This window comes from Agromyces sp. NPDC058126, assembly GCF_042884595.1.
GTDB lineage: Bacteria > Actinomycetota > Actinomycetes > Actinomycetales > Microbacteriaceae > Agromyces.
In genome coordinates this window covers 11,842-31,756 of sequence record NZ_JBHVTS010000001.1, presented here as the reverse complement: position 1 = coordinate 31,756, position 19,915 = coordinate 11,842, and the positions used below count along the sequence as shown (strand labels likewise).

Genomic DNA, 19,915 nt, shown 5'->3' with positions numbered 1-19,915 from the left:
TCCGCGACCTCGCACGGGGCGGGCCCGGGCCGAAAGCCCGAGCCCGCCCTCGTCGTCGTTCACGGGATAGGGTGAGCGGATGATCCGACGGCACGTGCTGGTGAGCGGCCTCGTGCAGGGCGTCGGCTACCGCTACCTCGCCCGCAAGCACGCCGAGCGCCTCGCCGTCACGGGGTGGGTGCGCAACCTCCCCGACGGCTCGGTCGAAGCCGAGGTGCAGGGCTCGGAGGCCGCGGTCGACGAGATGCTCCGCCGCCTCGAGGCGGGCCCGCCGGGCTCGCAGGTCACGGGGCTCGTCGTCACCGATCTCGACCCCCGCGACGACGAGGGCTTCCGCATCACCCGCTGATCGCGCCGGCCCGGTTCCGGGCGCGTCGGAGGGCCCACGCGCTCATTGACCGCCGGTCGTCGCAGTCGTACCGTTGAAGTGACCCCCGAATGGGAGCCACCACCTTGAGGAGGCTGGTTTCTATGAAGAAGTGGACTCGCTGGGAAGACTGGGTCGCGATCGCCGCCGGTGCGGCGGCCATGCTCTCGACCATGTTCGTTCCCCCGATGGGCGCCTCGGTCGCCCTGATGCTCGTGCTCGGTGCACTGCTCGTCATCTCCGGGCTCGTCAACCTCGCCGCACCGGGCCTCGTCGCGATGGAGTACGTGCAGGCCGCGCTCGGCATCCTGCTGATCGTCTCGCCCTGGATCGGCGGCTACGCCGAAGCGATGACCTTCGGGGCCGCCTGGATGTCGTGGATCTGCGGTGCCGTCGCGCTCGTCGCCGCGGTGCTCGCCATCCGTCCGAGCATGCAGGCCCACCACGACGCGATCACCCACTGAACCGTCGCACGACGACGAAGGCCCCGCCGGCGAACCGGCGGGGCCTTCGTGACGAGTCGGTCGACTCAGATGGCGTTGACGTCCAGGGGGATGCCGGGGCCGAACGTGGTCGACACGGCGCCCTTCTGGATGTAGCGGCCCTTCGAGCTCGACGGCTTGAGACGGAGGACCTCTTCGAGGGCCGCCTTCGCGTTCTCTTCGAGCTGCTCGGTCGTGAACGAGGCCTTGCCGACGACGAAGTGCACGTTGGCGTGCTTGTCGACGCGGAACTCGATCTTGCCGCCCTTGATGTCGGAGACGGCCTGGCCCACGTTCGGGGTCACGGTGCCGGTCTTCGGGTTGGGCATGAGGCCGCGGGGGCCGAGCACCTTGCCGAGACGGCCGACCTGGCCCATGAGCTCGGGGGTCGAGACCGCCGAGTCGAACGCGGTGTAGCCCGCGGCGACCTTCTCGATGAGCTCGGCGCCGCCGACCTCGTCGGCGCCGGCGGCGATGGCCGCCTCAGCGGCGGGGCCGGTCGCGAACACGATGACGCGAGCGGTCTTGCCGGTGCCGTGCGGGAGGATGACGGTGCCGCGCACCATCTGGTCGGCCTTGCGGGGGTCGACGCCGAGCTTCAGCGCGACCTCGACGGTCGAGTCGAACTTCGCCGAGCCGGTCTCCTTCGCGAGGGCGACGGCCTCGCTCGGGGTGTAGAACTTGCCGTCTTCGATCTTCTCGGCCGCGGCGCGGTAGGCCTTGGACTTCTGTGCCATGTTGCTTCTCCTTGAGAGAGTGTGGTCATCTGCGCCTGGCGGGCGCTGCCACTGATGCTGAGTTCTGAGGAGCGGAGATCAGACGATCTCCGCCGCGGCCTTATTCGACCGTGATGCCCATCGAGCGAGCGGTGCCCGCGATGATCTTCGACGCGGCGTCGAGGTCGTTCGCGTTGAGGTCGGCCATCTTCTGCTCGGCGATCGCGCGGACCTGGTCCTGCGTGAGCTTGCCGACCTTGGTGGTGTGCGGGACGCCAGAACCCTTGGCGACGCCGGCGGCCTTCTTGATGAGCTCGGCGGCGGGCGGGGTCTTCAGGATGAAGGTGAACGAGCGGTCTTCGTAGACCGTGATCTCGACGGGGATCACATTGCCGCGCTGCGACTCGGTCGCCGCGTTGTAGGCCTTGCAGAACTCCATGATGTTCACGCCGTGCTGACCAAGGGCCGGACCGATGGGCGGTGCGGGGTTGGCGGCGCCGGCGTTGATCTGAAGCTTGATCAGACCAGTGACCTTCTTCTTCGGTGCCATGATTTCTCTCTTTCTGTTCGAACGCCCTGGCGGGCACTCTCCCGTCGCTCCGGCGGTTCCGGAGGGCGGTGGTTCGTGTGGTTCGGCCGGGCCGAACGCAGCACAACCCCCCGAGTATACCGGAGGGCTGGCTGTGGAGGTTCTGAGCGGCGTTAGAGCTTGGTGACCTGGTCGAAGCTGAGCTCGACCGGGGTCTCGCGCTCGAAGAGCGAGACGAGCACGGTGAGCTTGCCGCTCTCGGGCTTGATCTCGCTGATCGTGCCGGGCAGGCCCGCGAACGAGCCATCCTTGATGGTGATCGTCTCGCCGACCTCGAAGTCGACCTCGGCGGGGATCTGGCGGGCGGCACCGGTGGCGGCGCCGGCCTTCGCGCCCTTGGCGGGCGCGACGTCCTTGATCTCGACGAGGCTCTTCAGCATGCCGAAGGCCTCCTCGAAGCGGAGGGGGGTCGGGTTGTGCGCGTTGCCCACGAAGCCGGTGACGCCGGGAGTGTGGCGGATGACCGACCAGCTCTCCTCGTTCAGCTCCATGCGGACGAGCACGTAGCTGGGGATGCGGACGCGGGTGACCATCTTGCGCTGGCCGTTCTTGATCTCGACCACGTCTTCCATCGGCACTTCGACCTGGTAGATGTAGTCGGCCATCGCCATCGACTCGCGTCGCTGCTCGATGTTCGCCTTCACGCGGCGCTCGAAGCCCGCGTACGAGTGGATGACGTACCACTTGCCCGGGAGGAAGCGCAGCTCGGCGCGGAACTCCTCGTACGGGTCGAACTCGGTGTCGGCCTCTTCTTCGACCGCCTCGAGTGCGGCTTCGGCCTCGTCGGCGGAGTCGATGTCGAGTGCGTCGTCGACGATCGCGTCGGCCTCGGGGTCGTTCGCCTCGGCGAGCGAGTCGAGCACGGCGTCGAGGTCGACGTCGTTGCCCTCGTCGTCGACGACGTGCACGGCCACGTGCTCGGCCGGCTCCGAGGACTGCTCCTCGTGCTCGTTGACGTTGCCCGTCTGCGCCTCGTCGTCTTCGGCCGACTGCTCTGCAGCCGTGGCCCAATCGACGTCGTCGTGCTCAGTCCTTGACAATTCTCGATCCTTCTCTTCGTGCGCCTACGGCGAACGGGTTGGCGAGCCGAAGGCCTCGATCAGACCCCGGTCGTTCCGAAGACGTACAGCACCAGCCACCCGAACAGCTGGTCGAGGCCCCAGACGAGCGCCATCATGATGATGACGAACACCAGCACCACGACCGTGAAGCTGAAGAGCTCCTTCCGCGTGGGGGTGACGACCTTCTTCAGCTCAGCGATGACCTGCCGGATGAACAGGGCGATGCGCGAAAAGGGATTCCGACGCGCGGCGCGGTCGCGCTTCGCGTTGGCGACGACGTCCTCACTCGGTTCGTCGATTACTTTCCGTGCCACCTCGTACACCTTTCGTGGGCCGGCAATCACTGCCGGCTCGCAGGGCGGACAGGACTCGAACCTGCAACCTGCGGTTTTGGAGACCGCTGCTCTACCAATTGAGCCACCGCCCTCGGGCCCTGTTGCGAGGGCGCCTCGGAGTCACCGCCTCGACTCACGCACCCGGAATACGAGATTTCAGGCGCAATGAAGCTTTGCTGAGGAAAGCAACATCGAACAGTCTATGCGACGCGAGCGGCTCGCGCGAACCGACGCCTACATTGGGTTCATGACCGTCGATCGCGCCGCCCGCCGCACCCCCGAGCCGAGCTCGAGCGTCGAGGTCGTCGGGGAGCACTCGCAGTTCCGCCTCGACCTCGAGCGCATCCGGTTCTCGCCCTACTTCTCGCGGCTCTCGGCCGTCACGCAGGTCATCGCGCAGCCGGGCGCCGGCCCGCTCATCCACAACCGGCTCACCCACTCCATCAAGGTCACCGCGGTCGCGCGCGCGATCGCGGTCGGCTTCGCGGATGCCTCGTCGCCGGCCCATGCGCTCGCGGCCCGGCACGGCTGCGACGCCGTCGTCGTGCAGGCCGCGGCGAGCGCGCACGATCTCGGCCACCCGCCGTTCGGGCACCTCGGCGAGCGCGTGCTCGACCGGCTCGCCCGCGAGACGCTCGGCCTCGACGACGGGTTCGAGGGCAACGCGCAGAGCTACCGCATCATCGCGACCCTCGACGTCAGCACCGCGGCATCCCATGGCCTGAACCTCACCGCCGCGGTGCGCTCGGCGATCGCGAAGTACCCGTGGACCCGCTTCGCCACCACCGCACCGTTCCCCGACGGCGGGCTGCCCCGTGGCATGCGGCTCGTCGACGGCGAGGCGGTGGCGACGAAGTTCTCGGCCTACGGCCTCGACGCGGCCGACCTCGCGGCGGCGCGGGCCGGCCTCCCGCCGATGGTGCAGTCGCTCGAGTGCTCCGTGATGGACACCGCCGACGACATCGCCTACTCGATCCACGACGTCGACGACTTCTACCGCGCCGGGCTGCTGAGCCACGGGGCGGTGGCGCGCGAGTTCCGCGGCTGGGTCGAGGGCTGGAGCGAGCTGCGCGGGCTCGACGACGAGGAGCTCGCCTCCCGCACCGCGCCCGCGGGGGCCGCGCTCGAGGCGCTCCGCCGCAAGCTCCGCGCGAGCGACGCGTGGGTCGCCGACGACGACGCCTTCGCCGCCGCGGTCGACACCGTCGCCGACGACCTCGTCGACGGCCTGCTCGCGACGCCCTTCGACGGATCGATCGCCTCGGAGCGGGCCCTCTCCTCGTTCACCAACCGCTGGATCGGCCACCTGCAGACCTCCGTCGTTCCCGCCCCCGAGGGCGTCGCGCGCACCGGGCTCGTCGCGCTCGATCGCGGCGCGTGGCACGAGGTCGAGATCCTGAAGTTCGTGCACCGGCACTTCATCCTCGACCGGGCCGACATCGCGATGTACCAGCGCGGCCTCAGCCGGGTGCTGACGCGGGCCGTCAAGGGACTCACGGCGTGGGTGACCGACGATTACGACCGGCACCGCGTGCCGCAGCGGCTGAAGGAGCTCGTCGACATCGCGACCGCCGGCTACGAGCTCGTGCGAGCCACCCGGCCCGACGGCGTGCCCGTCCCCGACGCGGGCGCGGTGCGCCGCCTCGGTGTCGGGCGCGGCGTGGTCGACTACGTCGCCTCACTCTCCGACGACCAGGCGCTCGCGGTCTCCGAGGCCATCGACGGCCGCCCCGACCGACTGTGGGACATCGGCCAGAATCTCTGACGCGACTCGGGCACGGCGCCGCCCGGGGCATCCGTTCACCGGGTCGTCGCCGAACGGTCGCCGAACCGACACGGTGGCGCACGCCGCGGCCGATTGGCTCGCGGCATGAGCCGAAACCTCACGCGACGCGCCCTTCCGCGCGCCATCGCCGTCACCGCCGCGACCGCCACGGCGGCCGCCATCCTGTTCGCCGCGCCGGCCCACGCCGTCGGCAACGGCCAGACCACGCCCACCTCGCCGATGCACGCGTTCGAGCCCACGCTCGTCGCACGCGCCACCCTCTCGGCCGACTTCCTCGCCGAAGGCCCCGCCTCGGGCGCGCTCGCCTCCGCCGCGAACGGGCGCCAGGGCCCGTGGGACGGCCAGGTGATCCCCGGGTTCTCCGCCGTGATCGAGAACGGCGACGGCACCTTCTGGGCCCAGCCCGACAACGGCTTCGGCGCGAAGGGCAACTCGGCCGACTTCCTCCTGCGCAACTACCTCGTGCGCCCGGCCTGGCAGACCGCCGAGGGCGGCGACGGCTCGATCGAGGCCCTGCGATTCATCTCGTACAACGACCGCGACGGCATCCTCGACTTCCCGATCGTGAACGACGCGACCGAGGAGCGCCTGCTCACCGGTGCCGACTTCGACATCGAGTCGGTCGTGCGTGCGAAGGACGGCAGCTTCTGGGTCGGCGAGGAGTTCGGGCCGTTCCTGCTGCACTTCGGCGCCGACGGCACGCTGCTCGAGAAGCCGTACTCGCTCGACGGCGCGAAGTCGCCGCAGAACCCGTACCTCGAGCCCGGCGAGACCCCGCGCGTGCGCGCGAGCCGCGGCTTCGAGGCGCTCGCCGCCTCGAAGAACGGCCGCTACCTCTACCCGATCGTCGAGGGCTCGTACGCCGACGACGCCGACCTCCGGCGCCGCGAGATCCACGAGTTCGACACGAAGCGCGGGGCGTACACCGGCCGCACCTGGAGCTACCAGACCGACCAGGAGGCGAACGTCATCGGCGACGCGTTCACGGTGAAGAACAACGTGCTGCTCGTCGTCGAGCGCGACGACTTCGAGGGCGAGCAGTCGGTCACGAAGCGCGTCTACCAGGTCGACCTGACGCGCACCGACGCCGACGGCCGCCTCGAGAAGACGCTCGTGCTCGACGCGCTCCGGATCGCGAACCCGAACGGCATCGGCGCCGGCGACGGCTACGGCACCGGCGAGGTGTTCTCGCTGCCCGTGCAGTCGTTCGAGACGATCGTGCAGCTGAAGGACGGGCGCCTGCTGATCGGCAACGACAACAACTACCCCGGCAACGACGCCCGCGTGCCCGGCACGCCCGACGACACCGAGTTCGCCGTGATCGACCTCGACCGCACGAAGATCGAGCCCGAGCAGGTGACGGTCATCGGCCACCGCGGCGCGAGCGGGTACCGGCCCGAGCACACCCTCGCCGCCTACGAGCAGGCCATCGTGCAGTGCGCCGACTACATCGAGCCCGACGTGGTGTCGACGAAGGACGGCGTGCTCGTCGCCCGCCACGAGAACGAGATCAGCGGCACCACGAACGTCGCCGCCCGCCCCGAGTTCGCCGATCGCAAGGCCACGAAGACCATCGACGGCGCCAAGGTGACCGGCTGGTTCACCGAGGACTTCACGCTCGCCGAGCTGCGCACGCTGCGTGCGAAGGAGCGGCTGCCGCAGACGCGCCCGGCCAACACCGCGTTCGACGGGCTCTACCTCGTGCCGACCCTCGACGAGGTCATCGACCTCGCCCGCCACTCGATCAGCTGCGACGGCCGTCAGGTCGGCGTCTACCCCGAGACCAAGCACCCGAGCTACTTCGACTCGATCGGCCTCTCGCTCGAGGAGCCGCTCGTCGCGGCGCTGCAGGCGAACGGCGTCGACGACGCCGATGCCCCGGTGATCGTGCAGAGCTTCGAGGTGTCGAACCTCCGCGAGCTCGACGGCATGACCGAGGTGCGCCTCGCCCAGCTCATCAGCAACTCGGGCCGGCCCTACGACTTCACCCTCGCGGGCGACGCGCGCCGCTACAGCGACCTCGTGACGCCCTCGGGGCTCGCCGAGATCGCCGGCTACGCCGACGGCATCGGGGCCGAGAAGTCGGTGCTCATCCCGCGCACTCCGGCGGGCGGCCTCACCGCCCCGACGCCGGTGATCGCCGATGCGCACGCGGCGGGCCTCGAGGTCCACGGCTGGACCTTCCGCCTCGAGAACCAGTTCCTTCCGGTCGAGTTCCGCTCGTCGTCCGACCCGATCGCGCCCGGCGATCTCGCGGGCGAGATCGCCGTGTACCTCGCGGCCGGCATGGACGGCGTGTTCAGCGACCAGCCCGACGTCGCGGTCACGGTCGCCGGCTGAGTCACGGGTCCCACGAGAGGGCGGATGCCGCGGCGAGGTGCCGCGGCATCCGCCCTCCGTTTCTGGGCGACCCGGTGTTTCACCAGATCAACGCGCCGATCCATTCCCTGTACTCCATCCGCGAGTAGCATGTGGCCCAGCACCATCGCGCCGTGCTCACCGTGGCCGACGCATCCCGAATCGACGAGGGAGTGGTTCACATGACTGAGACGCAGACCGGTACACGCCCCACCGGGTGGGTCGGCTGGGGCGCATTCGCGGCCATCATGCTGATCGTCGCGGGCGGCTTCGACCTGCTCTACGGATTCATCGCGCTGTTCATGCAGGACAGCGCCTACTTCCTCACCTCCAAGGGCGGCCTGTTCCTGTTCGACGTGCAGGGCTGGGGCTGGTGGCACGTCATCAGCGGGGCACTGCTGATCCTCGTCGGCGCCTTCCTCTTCTCGGGCGCGACCTGGGCGCGCGTCATCGCGGTGATCCTCGTGATCGTCAACGCACTCGGTCAGCTCGCGCTGCTCCCGGTGCAGCCCTGGTGGTCGCTCATCGTGCTCACCCTCGACATCCTCGTGATCTACGCGCTCACCGTGCACGGCAAGGAGCTCGAACACCTCGGCTGAACCGCCGCCATCTCCGGATGGATTGCGCCATGACACCGCCTGTCATCAGCGGCGCGCGCGCCGTAGGCTGGTTCCCGTGACCGAACGCGCCCGTCTCTCCGCCCGCATCGCCGCCATCGCCGAGTCCGCGACCCTGAAGGTCGACGCGAAGGCGAAGGCCCTCCAGGCCGAGGGCCGCCCGGTCATCTCGTACGCCGCCGGCGAGCCCGACTTCGCGACGCCCGAGCACATCGTCGAGGCGGCGCTCGCCGCCACGCGCGACCCGAAGAACTACCGCTACACGCCCGCGGCGGGCCTGCCCGAGCTCCGCGAGGCGGTCGCCGCGAAGACGCTGCGCGACTCGGGCCTCGAGGTCTCCCCCGGCCAGGTCGTCGTGACGAACGGCGGCAAGCAGGCCGTCTACCAGGCGTTCCAGGTGCTCCTCGACGAGGGCGACGAGGTGCTCGTCCCCGCTCCTTACTGGACCACCTACCCCGAGGCGATCAAGCTCGCCGGCGGCACGCAGGTCGACGTCTTCGCGGGCAGCGACCAGGGCTACCTCGTCACGGTCGAGCAGCTCGAAGCCGCGCGCACCGAGCGCACCAAGGTGCTGCTGTTCGTGTCGCCGTCGAACCCGACGGGTGCGGTCTACTCGCCCGAGCAGACGCGCGCGATCGGCGAGTGGGCCCTCGAGCACGGCATCTGGGTCGTCGCCGACGAGATCTACCAGAACCTCACCTACGGCGCGCTCGACTCGGAGGTCGGCAGCGCCGCCCCGCGCGCCGTCTCGATCGTCGAGGCCGTGCCGGCGCTCGCGAACCAGACGATCCTCGTGAACGGCGTCGCCAAGACCTACGCGATGACCGGCTGGCGCCTCGGCTGGATGGTCGGCCCCGCCGACGTCATCAAGGGCGCCGCGAACCTGCAGTCGCACCTCTCGTCGAACGTGTCGAACATCTCGCAGCGCGCCGCCATCGCCGCGCTCACCGGCCCGCAGGAGCCCGTCGAGGCGATGCGGCAGGCCTTCGACCGCCGCCGCCGCCTCATCGTCGCCGAGCTCTCGAAGATCGACGGCATGACGGTGCCGGTGCCCGAGGGCGCGTTCTACGTCTACCCCGACGTGACCGGCCTCCTCGGCCGCGAGTGGGGCGGCGTGACGCCGACGACCTCGCTCGAGCTCGCCGACCTCATCCTCGAGCAGGCCGAGGTCGCCGCGGTGCCCGGTGAGGCGTTCGGGCCGAGCGGCTTCCTGCGGCTGAGCTACGCGCTCGGCGACGAGCCGCTGCTCGAGGGCGTGCAGCGCCTGCAGCGCCTCTTCGGCTGAGTCGGATGCCGCGGGGCGACGCCGCGCTCGCGCGCCTCGCCGCGCGCAACAACGCGGAGTGGTGCCGCGCGGTGGCCACGAGCCACGGCATCGCCTCGGCCTTCACCCTCGACGGCGCACTCTGGGTGGCCGAGTCGCCGACGCCGGTCGGGTACCCCGAGGCCGTCACCCTCGAAGCCGGGCTCGACCCGTCGGCCGTGCTCGCGGCGCTCGCGAGGTGCTCCCCCGCGGCCTCGAGCCTCAAGGACTCGTTCGCCGACCTCGAACTCGGCTCGGCGGGCTGGGCACCCCTGTTCGAGGCGACGTGGGTCGTCGCCGACGCCGCGACGCCGGCGACGGCGCCGATTTCCACGGGCACCGATGGCTCGCTCGGGCTCGTCCCCGTGACGGGCGGCGCCGGGCTCGCCCGGTGGGGGCAGTCCCACGGCCTGCCCGACGCGTTCGCCTCGCCGCTCCTCGAGGCGCCCGGCGTGCTCGTGCTCGGCACGGCGCCGGCGCACGCGACTCCGGCCGCGGGCGGCGTCCTCAATCGCACCGGCGAGGTCGTCGGCCTGTCGAACGCCTTCGGCGGCGGGCTCGAGCTGTACCGCGCGCTCCGGCGTGAGGCGGGGGTGCGCTGGCCGGGCCTCCCGATCGTCGGCTACGAGTCGGACGACGCGCTCGCCGACGCCCTCGCCGCCGGGTTCCGGCCCCTCGCACCCCTGCGGGTGTGGGTCGGGCCCGATCAACCCGCCCGGCAGACCACATAGGCCGTGAAGAACCTCGGGCTGCGATCCGGTTCGGTCCGCTCCACCTCGATCCGCCAGCCGATCGGGCGGGCGGCACCGCCGCTCCCGGCGACGGGCCCGTCATGGACCACCCGGAGCCCGCTGCTCGTACCGAGGCGCCCGCCGCCCATCGCGAGCTCGCCCCGCTCGCAGTACGCGACGGCGGAGCCCCCGCGGTCGAACGACCCGAGCATCTCGGGGGCGTCGCGCAGCACGAGATCGTCACGGAGGTCACCGCCCCGCGAGACGGGCGGCTCGGGCACCTGGAGCCCCGTCGGCGCCCCGCTCGAGGTGGCGACCTGCATGCCGACGAGGGTCCCGACGCCGTAGGCGGCAGCGACCGCGGCGATGGTGGCGGTGGCGACCATCGCCGCGACCACCCAGATCTTCATGGGCAGCTCCTCGCCAGGACTGGCAGTTCCTCGCCCGGGTCGCGGCGACGGTAGCGCAGGCGTCGGCCGACCGCATGCGTGCCAGCACTGGAGATCGCATGCGTGCCAGCACTGGAATCTCACGCGACAGCGTGCTCAGACCAGGGCGCTCCGGGCCTCGCGCGCGAGTTCCACGGCCACCGCGTCGAGCAGGGGCGAGCTGAGGTTCCACTGCTGCCAGTGGAGCGGCACGGCGACGGGCGTGCCGCCGAGCCGCACGAGCTCGCCGCGCTCGAGCTCGCCCGACGACTGGAACTCGGGCAGCATGCCCCAGCCGAGGCCGAGCTTCACGGCGCTCGCGAAGTCGTTCGACGCGGGCACGAAGTGCCGCGGGGCGCGCTCGGGGTCGAATCCGGCGGCCTCGAGCGCGTCGTGCTGCAGATGGTCGCGCCGGTCGAAGTCGACGAGCGGTGCGTGCGCGAGCCAGTCGGGCAGCGCGGATGCCACGGGCGCCGTGCCGCCGCCGTCGCCGTGCCCGGCGGACCACCGGGCGACGTACGCCGGCGTCGCCACGGCCTCGTAGCGCATGACGCCGAGGGGGCGCACGAGGCATCCGGCCACCGGGGTGGCCTGCGAAGTGACGGCCCCCATGACGGTGCCCGACTCGAGGAGCCCGGCCGTGAAGTCCTGGTCGTCGCGGTGCAGATCGAAGACGACGGGGTGGGCCCGCGCGACGCGGGCGAGCGCGGGCAGGAACCAGGTGGCGAGCGAGTCGGCGTTCACCGCGAGCGGGATCGGCACCGGCCGGACCGAGGCGGATCGGACGCCGGTGCCGGCTGCGGCAGCACCCGCGGGGGCCGCGTCGGAATCGAGCCCGAACTCGGCGAGCGCATCGTGCTCGAGGAGCGCCAGCTGGCGCGCGAGCCGCACGACCGCGGCACCCGCTTCGGTCGCCCGAGCGGGTTTCGAGCGCACGACGAGCACCCGGCCGAGCTGCTGCTCGAGGGTCTTCACACGCTGCGACACCGCCGACGGGGTGAGCCGCAGCCGTCGGGCGGCCGCGTCGAAGGTGCCTTCGTCGATGACGGCGGCGAGCGTGCGGGCGAGGTCGAGGGGGATCTGCATCTGAAGCAAGGCTAATGGTTCTGAAGGATCTTGAGCTGGATTCATGAGAATTCCCCTCGTAGCCTCGTTCCCATGCCCCTCTCCTCCGCGCTCGCCGGCCTCGGCCTCGGCCTCTCGCTCATCGTCGCGATCGGTGCGCAGAACGTGTTCGTGCTGCGTCAGGGCATCCGTCGCGAGCACGTCTTCGCCGTCGCGGCGATCTGCGCGCTGAGCGATCTCGCGCTCATCTTCGTGGGCGTCTCGGGCATCGGCGCGGTGCTCGCCGCGGTGCCGTGGCTCGTCGAGGTCATCCGCTGGGTGGGGGCCGCGTTCCTCGTCGGCTACGGGCTGCTCGCGGCCCGGCGTGCGCTGAAGCCCGGCGGCGAGGCGCTCGTCGCCGAGGAGGAGGCGACGGATGCCGTGGAGCCCGCGGACGCGGGGGCCGGGACTCCCACCGCGTCCGCGGACTCGGCGGCATCCGCCCGCACGACGGCGCCCGCGACGGTGCTGACGCCGACGCGCTCCCGGGCGGCGCGATCGACCCTCGCGCCCGTACTGCTCACCTGCCTCGCGCTCACGTGGCTGAACCCGCACGTCTACCTCGACACGGTGTTCCTGCTCGGCTCGGTGGCGAACAGCCACGGCGACGGGCGCTGGGCGTTCGCCGCGGGCGCCGGGGCTGCGAGCCTCGTCTGGTTCTTCGCCCTCGCGTACGGTGCGCGCCTCCTCGGCCGGGTGCTCGCCACGCCGCGGGCCTGGCGCATCCTCGACGGCGTGATCGCGGTCGTCATGTTCGCCATCGCGGCCTCGCTCGTGCTGCCGCACTGACCGGGAATGGCGAGGTCGTCCGCGACCGTGCTACCGTGTCCGACATCGTGAGCACCTTCACCTGTCGCTGCTGTCGCCGCTAGGCGGTCGTCTCCCCGACGACCCCAGGGCGCGATTCCCCGCGCCGCCGACCGCAGCCCCGTGCTCACGCCGCATCCGACGCGTCCGCGTCAGCTCCGTGGCATCCGCCTCGACTCGATCCCCGCATCGATCTCGAACCCGGATGCCGCCCAGCCGACGTCAACGGATGCCGGGGCCGCCGCGTCGTCGGCGCACCATCCGGCACTCGAAAGGACCATCCCATGTCCGGCATCCCCGTTCTCGACCTCTCCCTGCTCAACGGCACCACCGAGCAGCAGGCGCAGTTCCGCGACGACCTCCGCCGTGCGACGCACGAGGTCGGCTTCTTCTCGCTCATCGGCCATGGCGTGCCGACCGAGCTCATCGACCGCGCCTACGCCGCGGCGCGCGCGTTCTTCGCGCTCCCCGAGTCGCACAAGCTCGCGATCGAGAACGTCACCAGCCCGCACTTCCGCGGCTACACCCGCATGGGCGGCGAACGCACGCTCGGTCGCGTCGACATCCGCGAGCAGATCGACCTCGGCGCCGAGCGCCCGGCCGTCCCGATGACCGCCGACACCCCCGACTACTGGATCCTCGAGGGCCCGAACCTGTGGCCCGAGGCGCTGCCCGAGCTGCGGGCCGTGTCGGAGGAGTGGATCGCCCGGCTCGACGAGGTCGGCACGCGGCTCTTGCGCAGCTGGGCCGAGGCCCTCGGCGCGGCACCCGACACCTTCGACGCCGCCTTCGAACGCCCCTCGCCGTACCTGAAGATCGTGCGCTACCCCGGTGTCTCGGCCGAACAGCCCGCGCAGGGCGTCGGCGCCCACAAGGACCTCGGCGTGCTCACCCTGCTCTCGGTCGAGGACGGCAAGGCCGGCCTGCAGGTCGAGAAGGACGGCGAGTGGATCGACGTCGTCGCCCCGTCCGGCGCATTCATCGTGAACATCGGCGAGCTGCTCGAGATCGCCACCGACGGCTACCTCAAGGCGACCAAGCACCGCGTCGTCTCTCCCGAGCCGGGCACCGAGCGCATCTCGATCCCGTACTTCCACGGCCCCGCGCTCGACGCCGTGATCCCGACGGTCGAGCTCGCCCCCGAGCTCGCCGCGGAGGCGCCCGGCATCACCCGCGACCCGGCGAACCCCCTGCACGCGGTGTTCGGGGAGAACTGGCTGAAGAGCCGGCTCCGCGCCCACCCGAACGTCGTCGAGGCCCAGCACCCGAGGCTCCTCGTCGGCGCCTGACCGGGTTTCGGGAGCGTCTCTCCTCCGCGAGCTCGCGTGAGGTGTCGAAAACGGCTACCGCCGTTCGTCGTACCTGCGTAGCGTGATCGAGAGAGAGGATTCCACCATGGAATACGCGCTGTTGTACGCAGAGGGCGCGGACGCCCTGCCCTACGTCGCCGCCGACGACAACGTCGGCGAGTGGGTCGACGAGGTCGTCGCGCGCGGCGTCTCCGAGTTCGGCGAGCGGCTGCGCCCCGAGCAGGATGCCACGACCGTTCGCGTGCGGGGCGGCGAGCTGCTGGTGAGCGACGGCCCATTCACCGAATCGAAGGAATCGATCGGCGGGTTCGACGTCATCGACGCCCGCGACCTCGACGAGGCGATCGAGATCGCATCGCGGCACCCGGTCGCGTCGTTCGGTCGCGTCGAGGTTCGCCCGTTCATGCGATGGCCCGACGCGGAGCCGGGCGCCCGCATCGTGCCCGCCGGTTTCGCGGAACGGGAGCCGCGTGGCCGGCGGTACCTCCTGCTCGTGATCGCCGACCCCGCCGGTGAGCGTCCCGCGAGCGAGGGCGCCGATGACGACAACGGTCCCGAGGCGTGGGTGACCGAGATGGACGGCCGCGGCGTGCGACTCTTCGGCGAGGTGCTGCGCGGCCCCGAGGACGCCACCTTCGTGCGCCGGAGGGACGGCGAAGTGCTCGTCGCCGACGGGCCCTTCACCGAGGCGAAGGAGTGGATCGCCGGCTTCGACCTGCTCGAGGTGGCCGACCTCGCCGAGGCGATCGAGGTCGCGTCGAAGCATCCGATGGCCCGTGGCGGAACGCTCGAGCTGCGCCCGCTGTGGCCGTTCGACCCGCACGAGGACCACACCGAACGGGTCGAGCGCGAGGCGGCCGAGGTCGCGGTGCGACTCGAGCCCCGCGCGGCCGACGCGGTCGGGGCCGTCGCGGGGGCGGGGTCCTGACGCAGGCCGGTCGCGCGCACGGCGCGCCGGATGCGGCTCCGCCCGAGCAGGGCGGGGCCGTTCCGGTCGACGTCGACCGAGCGCTCCGCGACGCGTTCGACGGCGAGTGGGCGCGCGTCGTCGCGACCCTCATCCGCGTGACCGGCGACTGGGACGTCGCCGAGGAGGCTGCGGCAGGGGCGTTCGAACGGGCGACCGCGACGTGGCCGCGCGACGGGCTTCCGCGCAATCCGGGCGCCTGGCTCACGACGAGCGCCCGCCGCATCGCGCTCGACAGACTCCGGCGCCGCGGCGTCGAGGCGGAGAAGGTCAGGGAGTGGTTGATGGACGCTCGAGCCGACGGCAGCTTCGAGGGCCCCGCCGACCCGGCCGAGGTCGTCGCGCGCAGCGAGGACGAGGCGTGGGACGACCGGCTCCGCCTCGTCTTCACGTGCGCGCACCCGGCGTTGCCGATGGAGGCGCGCGTCGCGCTCACGCTGCGCACCGTCGGCGGGCTGGAGACCCGCGAGATCGCGAGGGCGTTCCTCGTGCCGGAGTCGACGATGGGGCAGCGGATCGCTCGGGCGAAGCGCAAGATCCGGAACGCCGGGATCCCCTATCGCGTGCCGCCGGCCGACGCGCTGGCCGAGCGGCTCGGCGGAGTGCTCGCGGTCGTGTACCTGATCGCGAACGAGGGCTACCTCGCGTCCTCGGGCGATCGGCTGCAGCGCCTCGATCTCGCGGCCGAGGCGATCCGGCTCGGCCGGCTCCTCACCGACGTGATGCCCGAGACGGACGAGGCCCGGGCGCTGCTCGCACTGCTCCTGCTGCAGCACTCGCGAGCGGCGACCCGCGTCGACGGGGTGGGCGACCTGGTGCCGCTCGCCGAGCAGGATCGCGCGCACTGGGACGCGCACGAGATCGCCGAAGGGCTCGCCCTGCTCGCCGGGGGGTCTCGGGCGACTCGTGCGAGCGACGGCCCGTACCGCCTGCAGGCCGAGATCCAGGCGGTGCACGCACGTGCGGCGACCGCCGCCGAAACCGACTGGGCCGAGATCGCCGCCCGCTACGACGATCTCGCGCGGCACGGCGACTCGCCGTTCGTCCGGCTGAACCGCGCGATCGCGATCGGCGAGGCGGACGGTGCCGGCGCCGGGCTCACGGCCCTCGCCGAGGTCGAGGCGGGGGGCCGCCTTGCGGGGTACCATCTGCTGCCGGCGGCGCAGGCGGAGTTCCTGCGCCGTGCCGGCCGGCTCGATGAGGCAGCAGCCCGTTGCCGCGACGCGATCGCACTCGCGCCGACCGGACCCGAACGGCGATTCCTCGAACGTCGGCTGGCCGAGATCTCGATCCGATAGGCGACATCGGGGCAGCACCCGTCAGGCGGCATCCACCGACCGGTGGATGCCGGAATCGACCCGTCGGACGCTGCCGCCGGGGCGAGCCGGCTGCCACGCTGGAGCCATGAAGACGAACGAGGCGGCCGTGAGCGTGCGGGAGCTCCGCAAGCAGTACGGCCAGAAGACCGCGGTCGACGGGGTGAGCTTCGACATCCGCCCCGGCGAGACCTTCGCCCTGCTCGGGCCGAACGGCGCCGGCAAGTCGACCACCATCGAGATCCTCGAGGGATATCGCAACCGCACCGGGGGCGAGGTGAGCGTGCTCGGCGTCGATCCGGCGAAGGGCGGCCTCGGCTGGAAGGCCCGGCTCGGCATCGTGCTGCAGTCGACCGGTGAGACGGGGCTCGTGACCGTCGCCGAGCAGCTGAGGCACTTCGCGGGGTTCTACCCGAACCCGCGCGAGGTCGACGAGGTCATCGCGGCCGTGGGCCTCGAGGCGCAGGCGAAGACGCGCATCGCGAAGCTCTCGGGCGGCCAGCAGCGGCGCGTCGACGTCGCGCTCGGCATCATCGGGCGCCCCGAGCTGCTCTTCCTCGACGAGCCGACGACGGGCTTCGATCCCGAGGCCAGGCGCCATTTCTGGGAGGTCATCCGAGGGCTCAAGGCCGAGGGCACCACGATCCTGCTCACGACCCACTACCTCGACGAGGCCGCGAAGCTCGCCGACCGCGCAGGCGTCATCGCCGCGGGCCGGCTCGTCGACCTCGGCGGCATCGACGAGATCGGCGGCGCCGACGCGCGCGTGCCCCTCGTGCGCTGGCGCGACGCGGGCGGCGTGCTCCGCGAGGAGCGTACCCACGAGCCGGGCCGGGTCGTGGCATCCGTCGTGGCATCCGCCGGTGGCGAACCCGCCGACCTCGAGGTGATCCGACCGAGCCTCGAGGACATCTACCTGCAACTCGTGCGCAGCGTCGACGACGCCGCCGAATCCGAGGAGGTGCTCGCATGAGCATGATGACGCTGGGCGCCTCGCGCATCGGCTACGAGACGAAGACCTACTTCCGCTCGATCGACACCCTGTTCTTCACGTTCCTCTTCCCGTTCGTGATGCTCGCGATCTTCTCCGCCGCGTTCAGCGCGCAGGGCGAGGTCGGCCCTCCCGGGGCCGAGATCTCGATCGCCGCCTACTACCTCCCTGGCATGATCGCCGCAGGCATCCTGCTGTCGGGCGTGCAGAACCTCGCGGTCGACATCGCGTTGGAGAAGAGCAACGGCACGCTCAAGCGCCTCGGCGGCACCCCGCTGTCGCCGATCAGCTACTTCCTCGGCAAGATCGGCCAGGTCTTCGTGACCGGCACGCTGCAGGCGGCGCTGCTCATCCTCGCCGGATGGCTCGTGCTCGGCATCGACCTGCCCACCGAACCCGAGAAGTGGCTCACCTTCGCCTGGGTGTTCGTGCTCGGCCTCGTGACCTGCGCCCTCGTCGGCATCGCCCTCTCGGCCGTGCCGCGCAGCGGCAAGAGCGCGACCGCCGTCGTGATCCCGATCGTGCTGCTGCTGCAGTTCATCTCGGGCGTCTACCTGCAGTGGAACATGCTGCCGACCTGGCTGCAGGACATCGCGAGCCTCTTCCCCCTCAAGTGGATCGCACAGGGCATGCGCTACGTGTTCCTGCCCGAGGGCTGGGAGGTGCTCGAGCAGAACGAGTCGTGGAACCTGCCCGGCGTCGCGATCGCACTCGGCATCTGGCTCGTGGTCGGGCTCGTGCTCAGCCGGATCACGTTCCGCTGGATCCGACGGGATGCCTGAGGCGCGCGGGCCGCGCGAGCGCCGTGATCGCCCCGTGAGAGCATGACGACATGCTGAACCGCCGCTGGTGGGATCTCGGGGCGCTCGCGGTCGCCGCGGTGACGGTGCTGTTCGGGCTCGCCGAACCGCCCTACGGCCCCGGCGACTGGGGCGCGTGGGCGGTCTCGGGCGTGTTCCTGGTGCTCTACTTCGCCTACCTGCGCGGCGGCATCGGCGGCGAGGACGCGACGCGCCACGTGGTCATCACGATCGTGCTCGCGGCCGTCGTCGGAACGGGCGTCGCCTACGACCCGGGCGCGTCGATCCTGCAGGCCTTCGCCTACCCCTTCATCTGGATCACGGCCCCGTCGACGCGGCGCGCGATCATCGCCAACGTGGTGGTCGCGCTCGCGCTGTTCGTCGGGTACCTCGCGCACTTCGGACTCGGCGGCTGGTTCGCCGGCCTCACGGTCGCGGGCCTCTCGCTCGGCTTCAGCCTCGCGCTCGGCCTCTGGATCACGCACATCGCCCAGATCGGCGAGGAGCGGATCAGGCTGTACGACGAGTTGCAGGCGGCGCAGGGCCAGCTCGCGGCGATGCACCGCGACGCGGGCGTGAACGAGGAGCGGGGCCGGCTCGCCCGCGAGATCCACGACACGATCGCCCAGAGCCTCACGGGCCTCGTGATGGTGGCCCAACGCGCCGAGAACCGCCTCGCGGCGGTCGACGGGGAGGCGGTGGCTGCGGCGCGCGGCGATGTCGAGCTCATCGAGCAGATGGCGCGCGAGGCGCTCACCGAAGCCCGCGGCCTCGTCGCCTCGCTCGCCCCGGTCTCGGCCGACGGCGGCCTCGCCGCCGCGCTCGGCCGGCTCGGCGCCGCCTTCGAGCGCGAGACGGGGGTGCGGGTGAGCATCGACGCGGATGCCACGGGGCTCGACCGCGAGCTCGAGGTCGTGCTGCTGCGGTGCGCCCAGGAGGGGCTCGCGAACGTGCGCAAGCATGCGCAGGCGAACCGGGCCGAGATCGCCGTGCGGGCGTCGGCCGAGCGGGTGGAGCTGACCGTGCGCGACGACGGCGTCGGACCCTCGCGCGCAGGCGAGCCGGCGGAGCCGGGGAACTTCGGGCTGGCGGGCCTGCGCGACCGCACGGCGCTCGTCGGCGGGGCGTTCGAGTTCGGTGCCGCCCCGGGCGGCGGTGCGCTGCTGCGGGTGACGGTGCCGCGGAAGGAGCGGGGATGAATCCGATCCGCGTCGTCGTGGCCGACGACCACCCGATCGTGCGGGCCGGCATCGTCGGGCTGCTCCGCACGGCAGCCGGCATCGAGGTCGTCGGGGAGGCGTCGAACGGGGCCGAGGCGGTGGAGCTCGCGCGCACGGAGCATCCCGACCTCGTGCTCATGGACCTGCGCATGCCAGGGGTCGACGGCGCGTCGGCGACCGCCGAGATCGTCGCCGAGGTGCCGGGGACCCGGGTGCTCGTGCTGACGACCTACGAGACCGACGAGCACATCCTGTCGGCGATCGAGGCGGGCGCGGGCGGCTACCTGCTGAAGGCGGCGCCGCAGGAGGAGATCCTCGCGGGGATCCGCGCAGTGGCGGGCGGCGAGACCGTGCTCGCGCCGTCGATCGCGGCGAAGCTCGTCGCCCGCGTGCGCGCGGACGCCGCGGAGCCGGCGGATGCCGCGCCCTCGCTGTCGCCGCGCGAGCTCGAGGTGCTGCGCCTCGTCGCGGCCGGCCGGTCGAACCCCGAGATCGCACGCGAGCTGTTCATCGGCGAGGCGACGGTGAAGACGCACCTGCTGCACATCTTCGAGAAGCTCGAGGTGAACGACCGCACCCGTGCGGTGACCCGGGCGATGGAGCTCGGCCTACTCTGATTTTGCACTC

General features: G+C 71.6%; 21 protein-coding genes and 1 tRNA gene. 15 read left to right on the top strand and 7 right to left on the bottom strand.

Annotated features, from left to right (window positions below; translation table 11 throughout):
• Window positions 1–79: 79 nt before the first annotated feature.
• Window positions 80–349: an acylphosphatase gene (locus ACFVTR_RS00175; protein WP_387033953.1), complete on the top strand. Its 270-nt coding sequence runs from the start codon at window positions 80–82 to the stop codon at window positions 347–349.
• Between the two features lie 122 nt (window positions 350–471).
• Complete coding sequence (locus ACFVTR_RS00170) at window positions 472–831, top strand: SPW repeat protein (RefSeq protein ID WP_387033951.1); 360 nt, start codon at window positions 472–474, stop codon at window positions 829–831.
• Window positions 832–896: 65 nt separating this feature from the next.
• Here ACFVTR_RS00170 and rplA read toward each other — a convergent pair whose 3' ends face one another.
• The 5 genes from rplA to ACFVTR_RS00145 all read right to left on the bottom strand — a co-directional run bounded on the left by rplA (window position 897) and on the right by ACFVTR_RS00145 (window position 3,642).
• Window positions 897–1,586: a 50S ribosomal protein L1 gene (gene rplA / locus ACFVTR_RS00165; RefSeq protein ID WP_022889256.1), complete on the bottom strand. Its 690-nt coding sequence runs from the start codon at window positions 1,584–1,586 to the stop codon at window positions 897–899.
• A gap of 100 nt (window positions 1,587–1,686) precedes the next feature.
• Window positions 1,687–2,115 (bottom strand): 50S ribosomal protein L11, encoded by a 429-nt coding sequence (gene rplK / locus ACFVTR_RS00160; protein WP_157425180.1) that lies wholly within the window; start codon window positions 2,113–2,115, stop codon window positions 1,687–1,689.
• A gap of 152 nt (window positions 2,116–2,267) precedes the next feature.
• A complete protein-coding gene (nusG, locus tag ACFVTR_RS00155) occupies window positions 2,268–3,194 on the bottom strand; it encodes a transcription termination/antitermination protein NusG (protein WP_376941681.1) in 927 nt (308 codons plus the stop codon).
• A 59-nt stretch (window positions 3,195–3,253) separates the two neighbouring features.
• Window positions 3,254–3,529 carry a preprotein translocase subunit SecE gene (secE, locus tag ACFVTR_RS00150; protein WP_157425182.1) on the bottom strand — a complete coding sequence of 92 codons (276 nt, stop codon included), beginning with the start codon at window positions 3,527–3,529 and terminating at the stop codon, window positions 3,254–3,256.
• A gap of 40 nt (window positions 3,530–3,569) precedes the next feature.
• Window positions 3,570–3,642, bottom strand: a tRNA-Trp gene (locus ACFVTR_RS00145).
• Between the two features lie 155 nt (window positions 3,643–3,797).
• Between ACFVTR_RS00145 and dgt the strand changes: the two genes are divergently transcribed.
• From dgt to ACFVTR_RS00120, 5 genes are all read left to right on the top strand, one after another.
• Window positions 3,798–5,315: a dGTP triphosphohydrolase gene (dgt, locus tag ACFVTR_RS00140; RefSeq protein WP_387033948.1), complete on the top strand. Its 1,518-nt coding sequence runs from the start codon at window positions 3,798–3,800 to the stop codon at window positions 5,313–5,315.
• Window positions 5,316–5,420: 105 nt separating this feature from the next.
• A complete protein-coding gene (locus ACFVTR_RS00135; RefSeq protein ID WP_387033946.1) occupies window positions 5,421–7,676 on the top strand; it encodes an esterase-like activity of phytase family protein in 2,256 nt (751 codons plus the stop codon).
• Between the two features lie 200 nt (window positions 7,677–7,876).
• Window positions 7,877–8,293 carry a hypothetical protein gene (locus tag ACFVTR_RS00130; protein WP_387033945.1) on the top strand — a complete coding sequence of 139 codons (417 nt, stop codon included), beginning with the start codon at window positions 7,877–7,879 and terminating at the stop codon, window positions 8,291–8,293.
• Between the two features lie 76 nt (window positions 8,294–8,369).
• Window positions 8,370–9,596 carry a pyridoxal phosphate-dependent aminotransferase gene (locus ACFVTR_RS00125; RefSeq protein ID WP_387033943.1) on the top strand — a complete coding sequence of 409 codons (1,227 nt, stop codon included), beginning with the start codon at window positions 8,370–8,372 and terminating at the stop codon, window positions 9,594–9,596.
• Between the two features lie 5 nt (window positions 9,597–9,601).
• Window positions 9,602–10,345, top strand: coding sequence for a hypothetical protein (locus tag ACFVTR_RS00120; protein ID WP_387033941.1), 744 nt, complete (start codon window positions 9,602–9,604; stop codon window positions 10,343–10,345).
• Here the strand turns inward: ACFVTR_RS00120 and ACFVTR_RS00115 are convergent.
• Together ACFVTR_RS00115 and ACFVTR_RS00110 are read right to left on the bottom strand one after the other, a co-directional pair.
• On the bottom strand, window positions 10,321–10,755 hold the full coding sequence (locus ACFVTR_RS00115; protein ID WP_387033939.1) for a hypothetical protein: 435 nt from the start codon (window positions 10,753–10,755) through the stop codon (window positions 10,321–10,323). The two genes, ACFVTR_RS00120 and ACFVTR_RS00115, sit on opposite strands and share 25 nt — an antisense overlap.
• 135 nt (window positions 10,756–10,890) lie before the next feature.
• Window positions 10,891–11,859 (bottom strand): LysR family transcriptional regulator ArgP, encoded by a 969-nt coding sequence (locus ACFVTR_RS00110; protein ID WP_387033937.1) that lies wholly within the window; start codon window positions 11,857–11,859, stop codon window positions 10,891–10,893.
• Window positions 11,860–11,931: 72 nt separating this feature from the next.
• On the opposite strand from ACFVTR_RS00110, the gene ACFVTR_RS00105 reads away from it, so the two are divergent.
• The 8 genes from ACFVTR_RS00105 to ACFVTR_RS00070 all read left to right on the top strand — a co-directional run bounded on the left by ACFVTR_RS00105 (window position 11,932) and on the right by ACFVTR_RS00070 (window position 19,905).
• Window positions 11,932–12,666: a LysE/ArgO family amino acid transporter gene (locus tag ACFVTR_RS00105; protein ID WP_387033936.1), complete on the top strand. Its 735-nt coding sequence runs from the start codon at window positions 11,932–11,934 to the stop codon at window positions 12,664–12,666.
• A gap of 302 nt (window positions 12,667–12,968) precedes the next feature.
• Window positions 12,969–13,973 (top strand): isopenicillin N synthase family dioxygenase, encoded by a 1,005-nt coding sequence (locus ACFVTR_RS00100; protein ID WP_387033934.1) that lies wholly within the window; start codon window positions 12,969–12,971, stop codon window positions 13,971–13,973.
• Between the two features lie 106 nt (window positions 13,974–14,079).
• Window positions 14,080–14,922, top strand: a complete 843-nt coding sequence (locus ACFVTR_RS00095; protein ID WP_387033933.1) for a YciI family protein — start codon at window positions 14,080–14,082, stop codon at window positions 14,920–14,922.
• Between the two features lie 137 nt (window positions 14,923–15,059).
• Window positions 15,060–16,259, top strand: coding sequence for an RNA polymerase sigma factor (locus ACFVTR_RS00090; protein ID WP_387033932.1), 1,200 nt, complete (start codon window positions 15,060–15,062; stop codon window positions 16,257–16,259).
• 106 nt (window positions 16,260–16,365) lie between these two features.
• Window positions 16,366–17,250: an ABC transporter ATP-binding protein gene (locus ACFVTR_RS00085; protein ID WP_387033930.1), complete on the top strand. Its 885-nt coding sequence runs from the start codon at window positions 16,366–16,368 to the stop codon at window positions 17,248–17,250.
• Entirely contained in the window at window positions 17,247–18,050 is an 804-nt protein-coding gene (locus ACFVTR_RS00080) for an ABC transporter permease (protein ID WP_387033928.1), read from the top strand. The genes ACFVTR_RS00085 and ACFVTR_RS00080 overlap by 4 nt, the downstream gene beginning before the upstream one ends.
• Window positions 18,051–18,100: 50 nt before the next feature.
• A complete protein-coding gene (locus tag ACFVTR_RS00075) occupies window positions 18,101–19,267 on the top strand; it encodes a sensor histidine kinase (RefSeq protein WP_387033926.1) in 1,167 nt (388 codons plus the stop codon).
• Window positions 19,264–19,905, top strand: coding sequence for a response regulator (locus tag ACFVTR_RS00070; RefSeq protein WP_387033924.1), 642 nt, complete (start codon window positions 19,264–19,266; stop codon window positions 19,903–19,905). Before ACFVTR_RS00075 ends, ACFVTR_RS00070 begins: the two co-directional genes overlap by 4 nt.
• Window positions 19,906–19,915 lie beyond the last annotated feature (10 nt).

What these genes read in the sequence shown, in the direction of transcription:
- ACFVTR_RS00175 (WP_387033953.1), top strand. Translation starts at nt 80, where the DNA reads ATGATCCGACGGCACGTGCTGGTGAGCGGCCTCGTGCAGGGCGTCGGC.
- ACFVTR_RS00170 (WP_387033951.1), top strand. Translation starts at nt 472, where the DNA reads ATGAAGAAGTGGACTCGCTGGGAAGACTGGGTCGCGATCGCCGCCGGT.
- rplA (WP_022889256.1), bottom strand. Translation starts at nt 1,586, where the DNA reads ATGGCACAGAAGTCCAAGGCCTACCGCGCCGCGGCCGAGAAGATCGAA.
- rplK (WP_157425180.1), bottom strand. Translation starts at nt 2,115, where the DNA reads ATGGCACCGAAGAAGAAGGTCACTGGTCTGATCAAGCTTCAGATCAAC.
- dgt (WP_387033948.1), top strand. Translation starts at nt 3,798, where the DNA reads ATGACCGTCGATCGCGCCGCCCGCCGCACCCCCGAGCCGAGCTCGAGC.
- ACFVTR_RS00135 (WP_387033946.1), top strand. Translation starts at nt 5,421, where the DNA reads ATGAGCCGAAACCTCACGCGACGCGCCCTTCCGCGCGCCATCGCCGTC.
- ACFVTR_RS00130 (WP_387033945.1), top strand. Translation starts at nt 7,877, where the DNA reads ATGACTGAGACGCAGACCGGTACACGCCCCACCGGGTGGGTCGGCTGG.
- ACFVTR_RS00120 (WP_387033941.1), top strand. Translation starts at nt 9,602, where the DNA reads ATGCCGCGGGGCGACGCCGCGCTCGCGCGCCTCGCCGCGCGCAACAAC.
- ACFVTR_RS00115 (WP_387033939.1), bottom strand. Translation starts at nt 10,755, where the DNA reads ATGAAGATCTGGGTGGTCGCGGCGATGGTCGCCACCGCCACCATCGCC.
- ACFVTR_RS00110 (WP_387033937.1), bottom strand. Translation starts at nt 11,859, where the DNA reads ATGCAGATCCCCCTCGACCTCGCCCGCACGCTCGCCGCCGTCATCGAC.
- ACFVTR_RS00105 (WP_387033936.1), top strand. Translation starts at nt 11,932, where the DNA reads ATGCCCCTCTCCTCCGCGCTCGCCGGCCTCGGCCTCGGCCTCTCGCTC.
- ACFVTR_RS00100 (WP_387033934.1), top strand. Translation starts at nt 12,969, where the DNA reads ATGTCCGGCATCCCCGTTCTCGACCTCTCCCTGCTCAACGGCACCACC.
- ACFVTR_RS00095 (WP_387033933.1), top strand. Translation starts at nt 14,080, where the DNA reads ATGGAATACGCGCTGTTGTACGCAGAGGGCGCGGACGCCCTGCCCTAC.
- ACFVTR_RS00085 (WP_387033930.1), top strand. Translation starts at nt 16,366, where the DNA reads ATGAAGACGAACGAGGCGGCCGTGAGCGTGCGGGAGCTCCGCAAGCAG.
- ACFVTR_RS00080 (WP_387033928.1), top strand. Translation starts at nt 17,247, where the DNA reads ATGAGCATGATGACGCTGGGCGCCTCGCGCATCGGCTACGAGACGAAG.
- ACFVTR_RS00075 (WP_387033926.1), top strand. Translation starts at nt 18,101, where the DNA reads ATGCTGAACCGCCGCTGGTGGGATCTCGGGGCGCTCGCGGTCGCCGCG.
- ACFVTR_RS00070 (WP_387033924.1), top strand. Translation starts at nt 19,264, where the DNA reads ATGAATCCGATCCGCGTCGTCGTGGCCGACGACCACCCGATCGTGCGG.